Source organism: Fuchsiella alkaliacetigena, assembly GCF_023227765.1.
Classification (GTDB): Bacteria; Bacillota; Halanaerobiia; order Halobacteroidales; family Acetohalobiaceae; genus Fuchsiella; species Fuchsiella alkaliacetigena.
On the sequence record NZ_JALKBZ010000014.1, the window covers coordinates 43525 to 60035 of the forward strand.

Sequence of the window (16511 nt, forward strand, 5' to 3'; positions counted from 1 at the left end):
TCCTCACCCCTTTCTTTTTCTCAATTAAAAGTTAATTCCTAGTCTAAATAATAAATAAGCTCCCAATAAATAAACAGTAATAATAGCCGCGGAATCCCAACCTACATTCAAAAAACTCTTTTGTGAGCGATAAAAAAGACCAATCACCAAAATAGTACTGAGCACTAACCCAATTAAAGCTGTAATAATATGCTCTAAAGTAACATTAGCTAATACCGGGCTCGATGTATAGAATAAATCAACAAGTACAATAATTACCATATTGAAAATATTACTACCAATAATATTTCCAGCTGCCATATCATAGGCATTAATTCTAACTGCTCCAATTACTGTCACCATCTCCGGCAAAGAGGTAGCAGCTGCTATCAAAATAGTACCTACAAAGGCTCTATCAACTCCAGTAGCTAAAGCAAGTTGATCTCCCAGTCTACTCAGGTTTATTCCAGCAATAACTATTATTGCTGCCACTAGCAAAAACTTAAGAAATACCTTCAAAGGTACCATCTTCTTTGTTAAAGTCTTTTGCTGAGTTTGATTCTTTTTTTGATAGCGAAAAATTAAACGTTCACCAATAATATATGTAAAAAGGATAGCTATGCTTCCTAATCCTAAGCCTAGGAAGGTAAAGTTAGTAGATAAAAAGTAGTTGATTAGAATAAATAAAGCACCGAGAGTTGAAAGCAAAATGCCTATCAAGGCAGCTAAAATGTGCTTTAACTGGATATGGAGCAAGAAAGGACCTGGCCCTTGAATTAAATCTGCCAGAGCTAAAATCATCATGTTGAAGGTGTTGCTACCATAAAGATTACCAATAGCAATATCTGGAGCGTTAATGGTAGCAGCAGTGGAGCTAGTAACTACTTCTGGTAAAGCGGTAACTGTTGCTATTAAAATACCACCTATCAAAGCTTGATCCAAACCACTTTTTTCAGCAATTAGATCTCCATATTTAGATAACTTAATTCCTGCCACAACAATCAATAGAGCATAGAATAAAAACCTAATTACCAACTCAAACAAAGCAATATCCTCCTGTTATCCAAACTCAATTATATCAGTGTTAATTATTATATCATTAATTACTTTTCAAAGTCAAAAATCATATATAGTATATTTAATATAAAGAGCGGTGTAGAGTATAACTCTACACCTATTAATATTAGCAGTTAAATTTTATATTCTCAAATATCTTTAAGCTTTACCATCACTACCAAAAAGCCTGATTTTTTCTATTACTTTTTCTTTCATAGCATCCTTAGCAGGACCACATATCTTCCGCGGATCATAAACATCTGGATCTTCTAAAATCTCCCTCATCTTAGCAGTAAAAGCCTGTTGGAAAGCAGTATTTACATTGATTTTATTAATTCCTAATTCAATGGATCTAGCAATATCAGCATCCGGTACTCCCGAAGCTCCATGTAAAACTAAAGGAATATCTACTTCATTATTGATTTTTTCCAGCCTTTCAAAGTCAAGATCGGGATCTCCTTTATAAACTCCGTGAGCCGTCCCAATAGCAACAGCTAAAGCATCAATTCCTGTTTTATCTATAAACTCTGCTGCTTCATCTGGATTAGTTAAAGTAGCATCTTTCTCCTCAACTACTACATCATCTTCAACTCCACCTAATTGACCTAACTCAGCCTCTACACTAACTCCTACAGCTGATGCAGCCTCCACAACTTTACTAGTTAAAGCAATATTTTCTTCAAAAGGCAATTTAGAACCATCGATCATTACTGAAGAATAGTCATTTCTAATACACTCAATAATTTTAGCAAAACTCTCTCCATGGTCTAAGTGAAAAGCTATCGGCACAGAAGCTTTTTCAGCAGCTGCCTTAGCCATAGCTACTGCGTATTCCATATTAATATACCTTATTGCACCTTCACTAGTCTGTAAAATAATAGGTGCCTGCTCAGCTTCAGCTGCTTCAATAATTGCCTGTAATGCCTCTAAATTATTGATATTAAAGCCTCCAACTGCATAATTCTTTTCATTTGCATCGGCTAAAATTTCCTCCATCGGTATTAATGCCATATTAATTCCCCCTTTTTATATAGTTAAATAAAAGCTCAGTTTATTAATTAAACTATATAGCTACAACTTAATTTTTCTTCTCTAAAGCACTAACTACCCCTTCTAACATTTCAATTTTTTTGATTTTCTTCAAAAAGCTTAAATCATCTTCAGTTTCAGCATTAATGGTAGTTAATCCATCACATTTATCACAAAACAGTTCTATCTTGCCAGAAAACATATCTATTTCAATATCTCCATTTCCACATTGACAGGAAAGTCCATTTTTTTGAGCTATATCATGTAATAAATTAAGAGCTGATAACATAATTTCAGGACTGCTAAAATAATTTTCAAATCCAATCTCGTCAAATACTAAATCTAGGTAGTCTTCTTTCGCTAATAAATCTTCTATTTCACTTGCTGGGCCCAAATGCCCCAGTTGAATCTCATTCTCTAAACAGAAAATTTCCTTAACTTCTGCTGACCAAAAATCCTGAACTGAATAATGAACAACATGTTCTACTTCACAAATAATACAAGCAAACTGTAACCAGTACTGTTTATAATCATTATGCTCTATTAACATCTTAGTAAAACCACATCTACATTCTATTTCAAAACTTTCTTGACCAGAAAAGTTAAATATAGTAAACTGATGTAACTCTAATTCTCCACAAATAGGGCATTTAAGGGCTAAAGCAGCTTTATAATCGATTAACATAAGGCTAACCTCCTCTACCTAATACTATTCTTTATTAAATAGAAAATTCCTCTAGATAAAGGAGAAATATTAACTAAATTAAAACTATTTCTAATGTTCATAGCTACTCACCTTGAGTTGTTTAACTTTTTGCTCCAAACCTAAAATTAAGAGTCCCTGCTCCCCTACTTGCAAATTATCAAAACTAGTTGAATAATTATTCTTCTTTAAAGCAATATCACCTTTTGCTTCTACTTTCATTATTTCTTGAGAATCCAATAGCAATACCTTCAAAACTGATTCATCATAATTAATTTCTTTAATCTGCATAGGTCTAGCATAATATCCTGTCTTCACCTGCTTAAGCTCCCCTTCAGCATCGAACTTCAATACTGCCTCTTGAAAATTATGCTCTGTAATAGGCTTTAAAGCTTCTAAAGAAAAAACTTCCTGTTGATTTCTAATTAACTTCGTTTGAGCAGTTATTCTAAACTCTTCTATACCTTCTTCACTCTTTAACAAAAAGCTCTCTCCTTGACTGTTAACAGCTACAATATCTCCTTTTATTACTTCCTGAGCATTAAGCGATATTCCCCATAATAATATACAAACAATAGTTAAGAAAACAAAACAAAACTTAGTTTTAATAGACATAATAACACCCCTCCAGTAATCTGTTTATAAATATCATTGCCAAAAATAACCAGATTATACCTGGAAAGGTTAATTTAACTAGAATATTATTTCAAAGTAACCTCCACAAAATCTCTAAATAAAGGGTGGGCCCGATTAGGCCTAGACTTAAATTCGGGATGAAACTGCACAGCTACAAACCAGGGATGATCCTCTAATTCAATTATTTCCACTAGTCTATCGTCGGGAGATACCCCACTAAAAATCATTCCCTGCTGCTCAAAAAGCTTACGGTACTGGTTATTAAACTCATAACGATGGCGATGCCTTTCATAAACTACCTCTTTTGCATAAGCAGCTTCAGTTGAAGTTCCTTCTTTAATCTTACAAGGATAAGTTCCAAGTCTCATAGTTCCTCCCAAATCTTCAACATCCTTCTGCTCCGGTAGTAAGTCTATCACCGGCTCAGAAGTAGCCTGTTTAAATTCAGAACTAGCAGCTCCAGTCAAATCACAAACATTCCTAGCAAATTCAACAACTGCACATTGCATTCCTAAGCAAATCCCGAAATAAGGAATCCTATTTTCGCGCGCATAGCGAATAGCTTCCACTTTTCCTTCAATCCCTCGGTCACCAAAACCACCAGGAACTAAAATTCCATCTACTTCAGCCAAATAATCGGCAGCCGGCTCTGTCTCTAAATCCTCTGCATACACCCATTTAATATCAATATCTGCATTGTTAACTATTCCCGCGTGAATCAAGGATTCTACAATACTAATATAGGCATCCTGTAATTCTATATACTTACCTACAATAGCAATCTGAGTTTCAAACTCTAAATTCTTCATTTTAGAAACCATTTCTTCCCAATCAGCCAAATCTACTTCTTTAATATTTAAATTTAACCTATTAACAGTTATATTTGCTAAACCTTCTTCTTCTAAAATTAAAGGGACATCGTAGATATATTCAGCATTAATTGCTTGAATAACCGCTTCCTTCTCTATATCACAGAAAAGAGCAATTTTATCCTTTACTTCTTGAGTAATCTCTCGATCTGCTCTACAAACAATTACATCCGGCTGAATACCAATACTTCTTAGCTCTTTTACACTATGTTGAGTAGGTTTAGTTTTCAATTCTCCGGCAGCTTTTAAATAAGGAATCAACGTACAGTGAATATACATTACATTTTCAGCCCCTAAATCACCTTTAAACTGCCTGATAGCTTCTAAAAAAGGCAAACCTTCAATATCACCGACAGTTCCTCCAATTTCGGTAATCACTACATCAATATTACCTTCCTTACCTACTCGAGTTATTCTTTCCTTAATCTCATCGGTAATATGAGGGATTACCTGTACAGTACCCCCTAAGTAATCTCCCCGCCGTTCTTTAGTAATTACCGATTGATATATTTGGCCTGTAGTTACATTACAGTTTTGACTGAGTTCCACATCAATAAAGCGTTCGTAATGCCCTAAATCCAAATCAGTTTCTGCTCCATCACTGGTTACAAAAACTTCTCCGTGCTGATAGGGGCTCATGGTTCCCGGATCAACATTTATATACGGGTCTAGTTTTTGAATGCTCACTTCTAGGCCTCTAGCTTTGAGCAAGCGGCCTAAAGAAGCAGCCGTTATTCCTTTGCCGAGTGAGGAAACAACACCTCCAGTTACGAAGATATATTTTGTCATTGGAACACTCCTTTTTCTAATTTATTCTTTGCCGAATCATATAAATTTGTATATTGCTTTGTTATCATTGATAGTCTATAGTGGATAGCTTATAGTTAAGTTTAAGTTCCAAAAGCAAACCAATTTCGGTCTACTGAACTTTCTAACTAAAATAATTAACTACTAAATAACCTAGATAAATTCCCACTACTCCCATTACCCCTCCTAAATTAGGAGGAGCTGGAATAGGTAAGTTAATTAAAGAAAAAATACTGCCTAAAATAAAGCCTGATAAAATCGATAATACTATAGTTTGCACAATATTACAAACCTCCCTCAAATCACATGCTTTCCGGAGCAGAAACACCTAAGATGGATAGTACATTACAGAGCACCTGCTTAGTAGCTAAAACCAAGCTAACCCTACTTAGCATTAGCAGCTCTTCCTCTCCTAAAATTATGCATTTATTGTAAAAAGTATGAAAAGTAGCAGCTAAATCATAAGCATAACGAGCTATATGATGAGGAGCTCTACTCTCAGCACTTTTTTCCAGCTCTTCAGTAAACCTAGCTAACTGCTGCATTAGCTTTAACTCAGCTTCATCTGTTAGGTTATTTAGCTTAAAATCACTTTCTAAATCCAATTCTTTAATTTCAGGTTGCGCTAAAATACTACAGATTCTAGCGTGAGCATACTGAATATAGTAGACAGGATTTTCTGTAGACTCCTTTTTAGCTAAATCTAAATCAAATTCCAGATGACTATCCACACTACGCCGAATATAAAAGTAACGTGCTGCATCTTTGCCTACCTCAGCAACTACGTCCTGCAAAGTAACAAAGTCTCCTGAACGCTTGGACATCGATACCTGCTTACCTTCCCGAAGTAAGGTCACCATCTGTACAATGATCACCTCTAGCATCTCTCGTTGATAACCTAAAGCCTCTATTACTGCCTTCATTCGTTCCACATAGCCATGGTGATCAGCTCCCCAGACATTGATCACTTCTGTAAAGCCTCGTTGATATTTATGTTGATGATAAGCTATATCGGCAGCTAGATAAGTAGTACTACCATCTTCTTTGACCACTACCCGATCCTTATCATCGCCTAATTCGGAAGATTTAAACCAAAGGGCTCCCTCCCTTTCATAAAGATAGCCATCCTCTTTTAAGTCTTCGATAACCTCTTTAATTAGACCTTGATTATGCAAAGTTCTTTCGCTAAACCAGTTGTCAAACTCAACTCCAAACTCTCTTAAGTCATTTTCAATATTTTCTAGTAATCGCTGATAAGCAAATTCTTTAAAAAAATCATAATTTTCTGTTTCAACTTTACTTAAATGTTCTTTTCCATATTCATTCTTAATTTTTTCAGCAATCTCTTTAATATACTCCCCTTGATAGGAGTTCTCCGGTAGCTCAACTTCAGCTCCAAATAACTCTTGATAACGCAAGGCTACCGACTGACCTAATAACTCCATCTGATTTCCAGCATCGTTTATGTAGTACTCTTTAGTAACATCAAAACCTACCTTAGACATAATATTAGCTAAAACATCGCCTACTACCGCCCCGCGACTATGACCTATATGCAATGGGCCCGTAGGGTTAGCACTAACAAATTCAATCTGCACTTTTTTATCCTGACCTAAATGACTACTACCATAGTCATCACCCATTTCCAAAATAGTCTCTACTGCTTCATAAAGCCATTGATCACTTAAATAAAAATTAATAAAACCCGGGCCCGCTACTTCCACCTGAGCAATTAAATCCAAGTCAGCTAAATTATCAACAATCAGCTGGGCAATCTCTCGCGGCGCCCGTTGAGCCTGCCCAGCTAAAACCATAGCAATATTAGTAGCATAGTCACCATGGGCTTCCTCTCGCGGTTCTTCTAACATAATTTCAGGAATTTCTGCTAAAGATAAGTCCCCTGCATCTTGACTCTTTTCCAAAGCAGCACTAATTTCGGCTGCTAGCTTTGTTTTAACTTCCTTAACTAAATTAGCCATTAAGATCCTCCTTATAAGTTATAAGCAATTGATTTCGACTAATTAACTGCTCCCCATTATTTAAACTATACTGTAATTCAATACTTCCCTGCTGAGCAGCAACCTCTAACTCCACTTTAGCTACCATCAGTTGAAAATTAAACTCTCCATAAGCAGTTTGATACTTAAAATCACTACTCTTGCCGACCACAAACTCCTGTTTCATACTAACTCCACCACTGCGAATCAAAGTCAGGCTTCCTTCTTTAATTTTCATAGTAGTAATAGTCTTTTCCGCAGTATCTATTAATTCTTCCTGATATCGTAAATAATACCCTGCCTTTTTTTCATAAATACGTCCTAGAGTGCTAAAAGAAAGCTCTTCTCTATTACCTAAGTCATCACTTTGAATACTTTTGACCTCCACTACTACCTGCAAAGTACCTACCTCCAGCTTAATATTAACATTATCATATTATATCTACTACTTTAGATTTTTGCAAGTAAAAAAAGAGACCCAGCTAAATCAGGTTCCAAAGATCCCCAAAGCAAATAACTAATCAACTATAGTATATTTATTTAAGTCCCAAAAATTTTAAGTAAAACTCCTGTAATTCCCCCCGCAATTAAAGGTCCACTAGGAACTCCTCCAAAAAAAGCAATGCCGATAATGATTCCTGTCACCAAGTTAGGAATCACTTCCGGCGTACTTTCCAACAAAGCTATTCCTTCTTTAGTAAACTGAGTTACCAAAACTCCCATCACTAAACCAATCAAACCTAAAGGACTCTTAACTGTTGCAAAAATCTCCAATAAATCTATCTGCCCCGTAGCTACTGGAACTAAAACCCCTAACATAATTAAAATAATCCCCAATTGAATACTATACTCTTCAATCACAGTCAATGAATTTTCCAGATTAAAGATTCTTAAGACTAACAGAATTAAAGCTGAAAATAATAATGAACTATTTTGAGATAGAACTCCTAAAAGTAATAAAATAAATAGTACTAGCTTAGTCCTAAGCATAAACTTGCTCCTTTCTAAACAAAAAAACATAATTAAAACATTCCTAAAATAGGAATGTTCTCAATTCTAACCGCTCTTTCTATTTAAAAGATCTATAAAAGCTTCTAGTCTAGTCTGTAATCCAGCAGCACTGGAATGCTCATCTAAAGTAAGGGATAACACCGGAGTATTTAATTCATTTTCAACCTGAGTCAAAGCACTTTTAGCAACTATTTCTGGCATACAGCCTAAGGGAGCTAGCTGAATCACCCCATCATAATGACTATTCCGACTATAGAGCACCGTCTCACCAACAGTTTCCAGTCCTAAGCCACCTACCTCAGCTTGTAAATATCCCTTAGCAGCTTTAATTATTTTTTGCTTATTAATGGTTCCTAAAACACCAAGATTAGCTTTCACCCATTTGCTTAGGTAAATAGCTCTATCAACCTCTACTCCTAACTCATTTAACCTTTTGGCTATGCTTAGGTTAGCAAATGGTTCTAATAGCGTATATATATCACCTACTAGACCTATTTTCAAACTTCCTTTAGGCTGCTTAGTAGCAAGCTTTTTTAACTTTAACCTAAATGTGCGCTGAATTCTCATTAACTCCTTTTTATCACTACTGCTGGATATTAAGTCCAAATAGTTATCTTTAAGTGCTAAGCTATCTGTTGAAGAAAGATAGGCTCCTAGTTGCAAGCTAAGTTGATTAAAATCCTCAATTAAGTTTAACTTCAACCAAGCTATCCTTAAAGACTTCAATAGCTTTAATAAACTAAAATCAACAGCTAAAGTATCTATAATCCCAATAATAGAACGCAACGATGGTTCTATTATATAAGTTTCAAAGTCATACCCTAAGTCCAGTAATATTTTTTGGCTTAACTGACCAAAGTGACCAAAACGACAAGGACCATTACCACCAGCAATAAGAATTCCTTCTGCTCCTAGCTCCAAAGCTTCAATAAAGTTACCTAAAACCAACTTAAAAGGCAAGCAAGAAGCTTCGGGAGCATGCTTAACTCCTAAATTAAGACTTCTTTTACTCAACGGTGGCGGTTCTAAATAATCTATTTTTAAATCCTTAAATAAGCTCTTCAAAGGAATATCCAAACATCCCATTTGCGGAAAAGTAATGCTCATTCTGTACCCCCTAATCAATTTCACTTAAACTATAAGCATAGTATTAGGAATTAATTAGGGGATTATTCACTCTTTAAACTATATCCCACTTATTACATTTATAGCCCCAACGGGATATTAGTTCTCCATCCATCTCCATCTCAATTACTTCACAAAGATTAGAGCAACCCTCGCATTCAAAGCTAGTTGGAGTATACTCCAGTTCAGTTATTTGCCAGCCTTTAAAGTTAGTCTCTACCTCTTTGCTAGTCACCTTATCTTTAGCTAATAAAGCTGCTCCAATTGCTCCCATCACATTATAATGAGTAGGAATAACTACTTCAGTTTCCAAAGCCTCTTCAAAGGCCTTTTTAATACCTACGTTAGCTGCTACTCCTCCCTGAAAGACCACCGGAGCTAAGATTTCTTTACCTTGTCCTACGTTATTTAAGTAGTTTCTTACTAATGCCTCACATAAGCCAGCAATAATATCTTCTAAACTATGGCCCATCTGCTGCTTATGAATCATATCCGATTCAGCAAATACAGAACAACGACCGGCTATCCGTACTTTATTTTCAGATTTCAGAGCTAAATCACCAAATTCCTCAATAGGCACTCCTAACCTGGAAGCCTGCTGATCTAAAAATGAACCCGTACCAGCCGCACAAACAGTATTCATAGCAAAGTCAACTACAATTCCATTTCTTAAAATAGTAATTTTAGAGTCCTGACCACCTATCTCTAAAACAGTCTGTACATCAGGAACTATATGTGAAGAAGCTACAGCGTGAGCCGTAATCTCATTCTTGACAGTATCAGCTCCTACTACAACTCCAATTAAGTTTCTACCACTACCTGTAGTTCCTACCCCGGCAATTTCCAAATCATCAGGCACCTTTTTGCTTAGCTCTCTCATTCCTCGTTGTACTACATCAATTGGTTGACCTTTAGTTCGCAGATAAATCTTATCTATTACTTCTCCCTCAGTATCAATAATTACTATGTTAATACTAACCGAACCTACGTCTATGCCTAAAAATCCCTTCATGAAATTTTCTCCCTCGCTTTATCTCTTTTTTGAATTAATAGATCAACAAAGGCTTCTAATCTAGTTGATACTCCAGCTTTTCCTGTTTTTTCATCTATAAAGATAGTTAAGAACGGAATATCCTTATCTCTACTCACCTTTGGTAAGATACTTTTAGCTACTATCTCTGGAATACAGGTAAAAGGAGCTAATTGAATAACTCCATCAAAACCATTTTCAGCATATAATACAGTATTTCCTACCGACTCTTGACCGTGTCCGCCTATTAACTGATCTAAATAAGGCTCCGCTGCCTTTTCAACTTTATCTTCGCTATGCAGTGAAAAGAAAGAATGCTCCTTAGTCCAACCAGTCAAATAAATAGAACGATCTACCTCTACTCCCATTTCACCTAAAGTCTCTTCCAATTCAAAGTTAGCAAAAGGCTCTAAAACAACATAAATTTCCCCGATGATTCCTATTTTCAAAGGTTCATAGTCTTCATTTTGCGGCACACTCTTTAATAATTCGATCCCCTTCTCTTTAGCCTTTTCTATCTCTTCTTCAGTTTCAGCAGCAGCAATAATCTCTTGCGCCTCTTCAAAAGCCTTAGTGGTAGCTCTTCTTTCCAGCTCGCGTGGCCGTACTTTATGGCTTAGACGTTCTATATCATCTAAAGCCTTTAACCTATTCCACTCTTTTTTTATTAATTTAAATATAGACCACCAAGAAGGGCCCGGGCCCGCTATTTTCCGAATATTACCAAAGAAATCCTTGAAACTATCGGTGATTGCTTCAAAGATTACCATATCAAACTCATAACCTAGCCCTTCTAAAATATCAGTCTGAATCTGACCATAATGCCCAGCTCTACAAGGTCCTTTACCTCCTGAAGTAACAATTAAATCTGCTCCGTCCTGTAACCCCTCTATAAAAGTACCCAGCAAAATTTTAAAAGGAATACAAGCAAACTCCGGTGAATATTCAGTTCCTAAATCCAGAGTTCGATCACTAGGTTTATGCACCACAACTTCATGGCCTAACTGTTCCATAATAGACTTAAACACAATATTAGAAGTTCCCATATAGGGAAAAGTTATTTTCATGCTCTTTTCCTCCTTAATCTTAACATATCTATAAAAGCTTCTAGCCTAGTAACTATCCCAGCTTCTCCAGTATGTTCATCGATAGTTAAGGTGATAAAAGAAATGTCATCCTCAACCTCGGCTCCTAAGTTCAATAGCTTTCCTACCATAAAGTCAGGTCCACAACCAAAGGCAGTAACGTGAATTAAACCATCTATTTCCCCCTCTTGATAATAATGATAACCCGCCTTAACTACTTGGTCACTAAAGGTCCAAAAAGGCTCTTTAAATAATTTATGGCTTTGAGCGGTCAATTCTTCATCGGTTAACATATCAGCAGTCACAACTTCCACATTTAAATCTCTCAGCTTCTGAATCATATTCACTGAAACATAGGGATCGTAAATTATATAAGGATAACCTAAAACTGCTATTTTCAAATCCCGCTCTTGCTCTTGAGAATCAAAATCCTTTCTTTCTTCATTGCCTTCCAAAACATCTATAGCCTCTACTGCTGTATGGCCTTCACTCAATAAGCTATTAAAACGCTTAAAATAAGCCTTAGCTTTTTTGAAGGCTGAATAGATCTTTAAAGGGTTTTTAGTTAACACAGAGCCTATTTTATAGACTACTTTGATCAATTCCAACTTTCCTTTCCTTAAGTCTATCCTCGGAGCAAGTATCTCCGGTAAATCTTTCAAGGTATTTTTCACCATATCCGGCAAGCCTAAAAATTTAGGACAATAAATATGCTCCCCATCCACACTAACTAAACGAGGAATAAAGAAATAATCAGCTTTATCCTTGAGGTCTAATGAATGGCCATGAAATAACTTAATTGGTACACAAGCATCATTTACCGTTTCCTTAACTCCAGCATCAATTATAGGACGAGAGGTATTATCTGAAACTACCACCTCTGCTCCTAGCTCCGTAAAAAACTTTTTCCACAGAGGATAGTAAACATAATAAGAAAGAGTCTTAGGAATTCCAATTTTAACTGACATATACACATTCTCCTTTCGAATAGCAACTGAGTTACTAATTAAGGCATTTTCATCTATTATAAATACTTAATTAAATTATTTAAAATTAAAAATAGTTTTTCAATTAACTAAAATAATAGTCCTAAATTTCTATTTCTATACTTTCAGCACTACTTACCTATTCTCCTGCTAAATAAAAATATTAAATTATATCTTATATAGCTCCAATTTAGAATTCTCCGTTTACATTATATTAAATAATGAAACTTAATGTCAAGTTAATTGACTTATCCTTTGCAAAAATCAAGGTATCTTAAGATTTTTAAACCTAAATAAGACAGAAACCATCCATAATTAAACAGTTCCTGTCTTATATTGACATCCATTTTTGTAGAATACCTTTTCTATTAAAACTGCCTCATCTTTATAAAAAGTAATAATTCTTATTTAAATTAAAAAGTCTCTAAATATTGATCTAACTCCCATTGATGAACTTGGCTTTTATAAACATTCCACTCGATCTGCTTAGCCTTCATAAAATGCTTATAGACATGTTCACCTAAAGCCTCTTTAATTACTTCATTCTGCCTTAATTCATTTAAAGCAGACTCCAAATCTCCCGGTAGGTTTTCAATTCCAGCTTCCTTTCTTTCCGCAGTTGTCATATCGTATACATTATCCATAGTCTGTTCACCAGGATCTATCTGATTTTTAATACCGTCTAAACCTGCCTTCAACATAACTGCCATAGCTAAATAAGGATTGGCCGTAGGATCAGGATTTCTCATCTCTACTCTAGTTCCAAGCCCTCTAGAAGCCGGAATTCTAACTAAAGCACTTCTATTAGCAGTAGACCAAGAAATATATACTGGGGCTTCATAACCAGGCACTAATCTCTTATAAGAGTTCACCGTCGGATTGGTAATAGCTGTTAACGCTTTAGCATGTTTTAGCAAGCCACCAATGTAATAATAAGCTATCTCACTTAAACCTAGTTCATCTTCTGGATCATAAAAAGCATTCTCTCCACCCTTAAATAATGACTGATTAACGTGCATTCCCGAACCATTTTCGCCAAAAATAGGCTTAGGCATGAAGGTCGCATGTAAGTTATGTTCTTTAGCAATTGCTTTAGTTACAAACTTAAAGGTAGCTATATTATCAGCAGTCTGCAAAGCATCAGCATATTTAAAGTCGATCTCATGTTGACCTGGAGCAACTTCATGGTGCGAGCCCTCTACTTCAAAACACATTTGATCTAAAGCTAAAGTAATATCTCGTCGTGTATTTTGGCCTAAATCTACTGGAGAGAGATCAAAATAACCACCTTTATCGTTAGTCTTAGTGGTAGGCTCTCCATTTTCATCAAGCTCGAATAAGAAAAACTCCGGCTCCGGCCCGCCATACATCTCATAACCCATCTCATTAGCTTCTTCAATTACTCTTTGTAAAACATTTCTGGGCCCGCCAGCAAAAGGCTCACCATCGGGAGTATATACATCACAAATTAATCTAGCTACCGCCCCTCTATCGTCAGGCCTCCAAGGAAAGATACAAAAAGTATTGTAATCAGGTCTTAAATACATATCCGATTCCTGAATCCTAGTAAAACCTTCTATAGATGAACCATCAAACATTGCCTCACCATCTAAAGCTGACTCTAACTGCTCTACAGTAATCGCTACATTCTTAGTAATCCCTAAAATATCAGTAAACTGAAGCCTTATAAACTTAACATTTAACTCTTCTGCCTTTGCTAAAATATCTTCTTTACTTAATGACATCCAATTACCTCCTGTGCTTAAAATTTTATTCCTTCTCTAGTGTAACAAAAAATAGATTTAACGTCAAGTTGACGTTAGGTTACTGATGCACCCTATTCTTAGTAAATAATTCAACTATAAGTGGAGCTAAGTCTGTTAAGTCTTGAATCGATTCCTGAATCTTTTCCTTAGCCTTTCCTATCAAAATAGTTGGCACCAAATTTTTGGTATGAGTTTTAATGCTTAAATCTTCAATATTTCCGTGATCACTAGTTATAATTAGCAAGGTTTCTTCCCAGTTTAGAGTAGTAAGCAAAGTCAATAAAAACTCATCTATATCTTCAATCACCTGAATCGCTTCGCTCAAATCTTGCTTATGACCCTTAATATCAGATAAAAAATACTCTATTAGTATGAAGTCATATTTTTTGATAGCTTTTTGTACTCTCAAAGCAGAATCTCTTGCAGATACCAAAGGCACCTCATATCCCTTTTTAATCAAGCTCTGTTGAGTTAAGTCATGATAAATAGACCGTCCAGCTAACAAATCTTCTAAATAATTAAACTCCATTCCAGCAGCCAACGTAGCCAAAGTAGTTGCTGAATAATACCTAGCAGTCTCTAAATAGTCACGTTCTGAATAAGTATTAAAAAAATTCACCTTCAAACCCAATTGCTTTAATTTTTTTAATAGACTTTCCTCCTTAATAATCTTTTTTAAAGTAAAAGTAGGAAAACCACTTACATGTCTTCCCACTTCCTTTGCTGCATTAACCCCTGTTAAAATGGCCGTCTGTCCAGTAGCACTTTGAGGCAGACCGGTTAGTCCTAAAGTAGCATCAGTAGGAATCATAGTAGCTAAACCTGAACCCCTAAACTCTCTAGTTAAATCCGCCCCAGCTAATATTTTATTAAAAGCAGGAGTTTTAGCTTTAACTAAGGGATTATTATCATTATTAGCACCTAAGCCTAAACCATCAATAAAAAACATAATTACCTTCACCATTATCTAACTACCCCTTTTGACAGTTCAATTCTCGATTTAATAAATCTAATCTTAAAAACACTCCTCGCAAGAAGTGTCATAATTAACGCTCTATCATTTAATTATCTCACAAAACATAGCTTTTCACAATTGACTATTAAAATCAACTTTTTAAAAAAGGAGCTACTATTTTAATCCCGGAATATATTAAATAACAGGAGGGTTTAAAATATGAAAAAAAATCTATTTGCTTTTTTAATCTTTTCCATAATAATCTTAATGATCTTAGGAGTAGCTTATCATTTAAAAGGGGAAGAAAGTAAAACAGCCAATAGTCAAGACTTAAAAATTACTTTATCTGGTGGAGAAAGAATAATTAGAAGTGATATTCAAGAAATCATATTCTTAAAAACCGAAAACGGAGAAATTAAGTACTTTCAAGTCACTTATAACAAAAGCAAAAATTTAGAAGAACTTTATCACTTTTATAGAATTGCAAGTCTAAATTATAGTCCTAAACTCAAAGAAAAAATAATAACTAAGCCGTTATCAAAACTTAAATTACCCAATAAAAACTAAATCAATCAAGAAAATTTAAAAATCTGGTGTGGGAGGCAAGGCTAACTTATGAGAACTTTGAGCAGCTAAGCTTTCTATTTTATTCCTTATCTCAGGTTCAGCTTCGCCTGTTAAAATATAACGATCTAACTGCTGATAAGTGATTCCTAGCTCTTCTTCGTCAGTTTGCTCATTCCATAGTCCCGCCGAAGGAGCCCGATTAATTATCTTAGCTGGAATTTCCAAATACTCTGCTAATTGATAAACCTCTGTCTTAACTAAGTTAGCTAAGGGGGCTATATCTACTCCACCGTCGCCATATTTAGTAAAATAACCTACTTTTAACTCACTTCTATTATCAGTCCCTACTACTAAGCTATCTCGACAACTAGCATAATAATAAAGAACCGTCATTCGCAAACGAGGTTTAATATTAGCTATAGCTAGCTTATTCTCCTGGCTAAATCCCCCCGCATTTTTTAAAGTTTTTAATAAAAGATCAAAGCTTTCAGCTAAGTCTATAGTCTTTACTTTAATAGAAAACTTTTCAGCTACTAGTTTAGCATCCTCGGCATCCTCTTCCTGGCTATGGCAAGGCATAATCAAGCCTAAGTTATTTTCAGGAAAAGCCTGTTGACATAAAACAGCAGTCACTGCTGAATCAATCCCTCCGCTCAAGCCCACTACTGTTCCTTGACAGTTGGCCACTTCTGCTACTTGCTTTCTAATCCACTTTATTAATTTATTGCTTAACTCAGCATAATCACGCATTTTCATACCTCCTGTCATCATTATACCACAAATATTCTAAAGTTAAAACTCTTGTGCTTATTTAGATTGTGTCAAGTTTTTATAGGTAAAAGTTTTTGACTCCTCTTTCGATAAATTAAATTAGTGACTTAACAGCTCTAAATAAACCTGTTCTTATTCC

General features: G+C 35.3%; 17 protein-coding genes. 1 reads left to right on the forward strand and 16 read right to left on the reverse strand.

The window, feature by feature from the left end:
- Positions 1–24 precede the first annotated feature (24 nt).
- The 15 genes from MWH30_RS05985 to MWH30_RS06055 all read right to left on the reverse strand — a co-directional run bounded on the left by MWH30_RS05985 (position 25) and on the right by MWH30_RS06055 (position 15043).
- A complete protein-coding gene (locus MWH30_RS05985; RefSeq protein ID WP_248663148.1) occupies positions 25–1023 on the reverse strand; it encodes a sodium:calcium antiporter in 999 nt (332 codons plus the stop codon).
- Between the two features lie 171 nt (positions 1024–1194).
- On the reverse strand, positions 1195–2046 hold the full coding sequence (locus tag MWH30_RS05990) for a class II fructose-1,6-bisphosphate aldolase (protein WP_248663149.1): 852 nt from the start codon (positions 2044–2046) through the stop codon (positions 1195–1197).
- A 67-nt stretch (positions 2047–2113) separates the two neighbouring features.
- A complete protein-coding gene (locus tag MWH30_RS05995; RefSeq protein ID WP_248663150.1) occupies positions 2114–2749 on the reverse strand; it encodes a hypothetical protein in 636 nt (211 codons plus the stop codon).
- A 90-nt stretch (positions 2750–2839) separates the two neighbouring features.
- A complete protein-coding gene (locus tag MWH30_RS06000; RefSeq protein ID WP_248663151.1) occupies positions 2840–3382 on the reverse strand; it encodes a hypothetical protein in 543 nt (180 codons plus the stop codon).
- An 86-nt stretch (positions 3383–3468) separates the two neighbouring features.
- Positions 3469–5061 (reverse strand): CTP synthase, encoded by a 1593-nt coding sequence (pyrG, locus tag MWH30_RS06005; protein ID WP_248663152.1) that lies wholly within the window; start codon positions 5059–5061, stop codon positions 3469–3471.
- Positions 5062–5203: 142 nt separating this feature from the next.
- Positions 5204–5359: a XapX domain-containing protein gene (locus tag MWH30_RS06010; protein WP_248663153.1), complete on the reverse strand. Its 156-nt coding sequence runs from the start codon at positions 5357–5359 to the stop codon at positions 5204–5206.
- A 22-nt stretch (positions 5360–5381) separates the two neighbouring features.
- Positions 5382–7058, reverse strand: a complete 1677-nt coding sequence (gene argS / locus MWH30_RS06015) for an arginine--tRNA ligase (protein WP_248663154.1) — start codon at positions 7056–7058, stop codon at positions 5382–5384.
- A complete protein-coding gene (locus MWH30_RS06020; RefSeq protein ID WP_248663155.1) occupies positions 7051–7476 on the reverse strand; it encodes a YwiB family protein in 426 nt (141 codons plus the stop codon). Before MWH30_RS06020 ends, argS begins: the two co-directional genes overlap by 8 nt.
- 140 nt (positions 7477–7616) lie before the next feature.
- On the reverse strand, positions 7617–8066 hold the full coding sequence (locus MWH30_RS06025; RefSeq protein ID WP_248663156.1) for a DUF441 domain-containing protein: 450 nt from the start codon (positions 8064–8066) through the stop codon (positions 7617–7619).
- 66 nt (positions 8067–8132) lie between these two features.
- A complete protein-coding gene (locus MWH30_RS06030) occupies positions 8133–9194 on the reverse strand; it encodes a CoA protein activase (RefSeq protein ID WP_248663157.1) in 1062 nt (353 codons plus the stop codon).
- A 73-nt stretch (positions 9195–9267) separates the two neighbouring features.
- Positions 9268–10224, reverse strand: coding sequence for an acyl-CoA dehydratase activase (locus tag MWH30_RS06035; RefSeq protein ID WP_248663158.1), 957 nt, complete (start codon positions 10222–10224; stop codon positions 9268–9270).
- Positions 10221–11309 (reverse strand): 2-hydroxyacyl-CoA dehydratase, encoded by a 1089-nt coding sequence (locus tag MWH30_RS06040; protein ID WP_248663159.1) that lies wholly within the window; start codon positions 11307–11309, stop codon positions 10221–10223. Before MWH30_RS06040 ends, MWH30_RS06035 begins: the two co-directional genes overlap by 4 nt.
- Positions 11306–12295 carry an acyl-CoA dehydratase activase-related protein gene (locus MWH30_RS06045; RefSeq protein WP_248663160.1) on the reverse strand — a complete coding sequence of 330 codons (990 nt, stop codon included), beginning with the start codon at positions 12293–12295 and terminating at the stop codon, positions 11306–11308. Before MWH30_RS06045 ends, MWH30_RS06040 begins: the two co-directional genes overlap by 4 nt.
- 431 nt (positions 12296–12726) lie before the next feature.
- Positions 12727–14058 (reverse strand): type I glutamate--ammonia ligase, encoded by a 1332-nt coding sequence (gene glnA / locus MWH30_RS06050; protein WP_248663161.1) that lies wholly within the window; start codon positions 14056–14058, stop codon positions 12727–12729.
- A gap of 79 nt (positions 14059–14137) precedes the next feature.
- Entirely contained in the window at positions 14138–15043 is a 906-nt protein-coding gene (locus tag MWH30_RS06055; RefSeq protein WP_248663162.1) for an alkaline phosphatase family protein, read from the reverse strand.
- Between the two features lie 210 nt (positions 15044–15253).
- Here MWH30_RS06055 and MWH30_RS06060 point away from each other — a divergent pair, with 210 nt between their 5' ends.
- Positions 15254–15601 carry a hypothetical protein gene (locus MWH30_RS06060; protein ID WP_248663163.1) on the forward strand — a complete coding sequence of 116 codons (348 nt, stop codon included), beginning with the start codon at positions 15254–15256 and terminating at the stop codon, positions 15599–15601.
- A gap of 15 nt (positions 15602–15616) precedes the next feature.
- Here the strand turns inward: MWH30_RS06060 and nadE are convergent, their stop codons facing one another.
- A complete protein-coding gene (gene nadE, locus MWH30_RS06065; protein WP_248663164.1) occupies positions 15617–16357 on the reverse strand; it encodes an NAD(+) synthase in 741 nt (246 codons plus the stop codon).
- Positions 16358–16511 lie beyond the last annotated feature (154 nt).

Bases quoted from the DNA above. Each gene is read 5' to 3' on its own strand.
- MWH30_RS05995 (WP_248663150.1), bottom strand. From the start codon at position 2,749: ATGTTAATCGATTATAAAGCTGCTTTAGCCCTTAAATGCCCTATTTGT.
- nadE (WP_248663164.1), bottom strand. From the start codon at position 16,357: ATGAAAATGCGTGATTATGCTGAGTTAAGCAATAAATTAATAAAGTGG.
- argS (WP_248663154.1), bottom strand. From the start codon at position 7,058: ATGGCTAATTTAGTTAAGGAAGTTAAAACAAAGCTAGCAGCCGAAATT.
- MWH30_RS06030 (WP_248663157.1), bottom strand. From the start codon at position 9,194: ATGAGCATTACTTTTCCGCAAATGGGATGTTTGGATATTCCTTTGAAG.
- MWH30_RS06025 (WP_248663156.1), bottom strand. From the start codon at position 8,066: ATGCTTAGGACTAAGCTAGTACTATTTATTTTATTACTTTTAGGAGTT.
- MWH30_RS06060 (WP_248663163.1), top strand. From the start codon at position 15,254: ATGAAAAAAAATCTATTTGCTTTTTTAATCTTTTCCATAATAATCTTA.
- MWH30_RS05990 (WP_248663149.1), bottom strand. From the start codon at position 2,046: ATGGCATTAATACCGATGGAGGAAATTTTAGCCGATGCAAATGAAAAG.
- MWH30_RS06055 (WP_248663162.1), bottom strand. From the start codon at position 15,043: ATGGTGAAGGTAATTATGTTTTTTATTGATGGTTTAGGCTTAGGTGCT.
- pyrG (WP_248663152.1), bottom strand. From the start codon at position 5,061: ATGACAAAATATATCTTCGTAACTGGAGGTGTTGTTTCCTCACTCGGC.
- MWH30_RS06045 (WP_248663160.1), bottom strand. From the start codon at position 12,295: ATGTCAGTTAAAATTGGAATTCCTAAGACTCTTTCTTATTATGTTTAC.
- MWH30_RS06035 (WP_248663158.1), bottom strand. From the start codon at position 10,224: ATGAAGGGATTTTTAGGCATAGACGTAGGTTCGGTTAGTATTAACATA.
- glnA (WP_248663161.1), bottom strand. From the start codon at position 14,058: ATGTCATTAAGTAAAGAAGATATTTTAGCAAAGGCAGAAGAGTTAAAT.
- MWH30_RS06000 (WP_248663151.1), bottom strand. From the start codon at position 3,382: ATGTCTATTAAAACTAAGTTTTGTTTTGTTTTCTTAACTATTGTTTGT.
- MWH30_RS06040 (WP_248663159.1), bottom strand. From the start codon at position 11,309: ATGAAAATAACTTTTCCCTATATGGGAACTTCTAATATTGTGTTTAAG.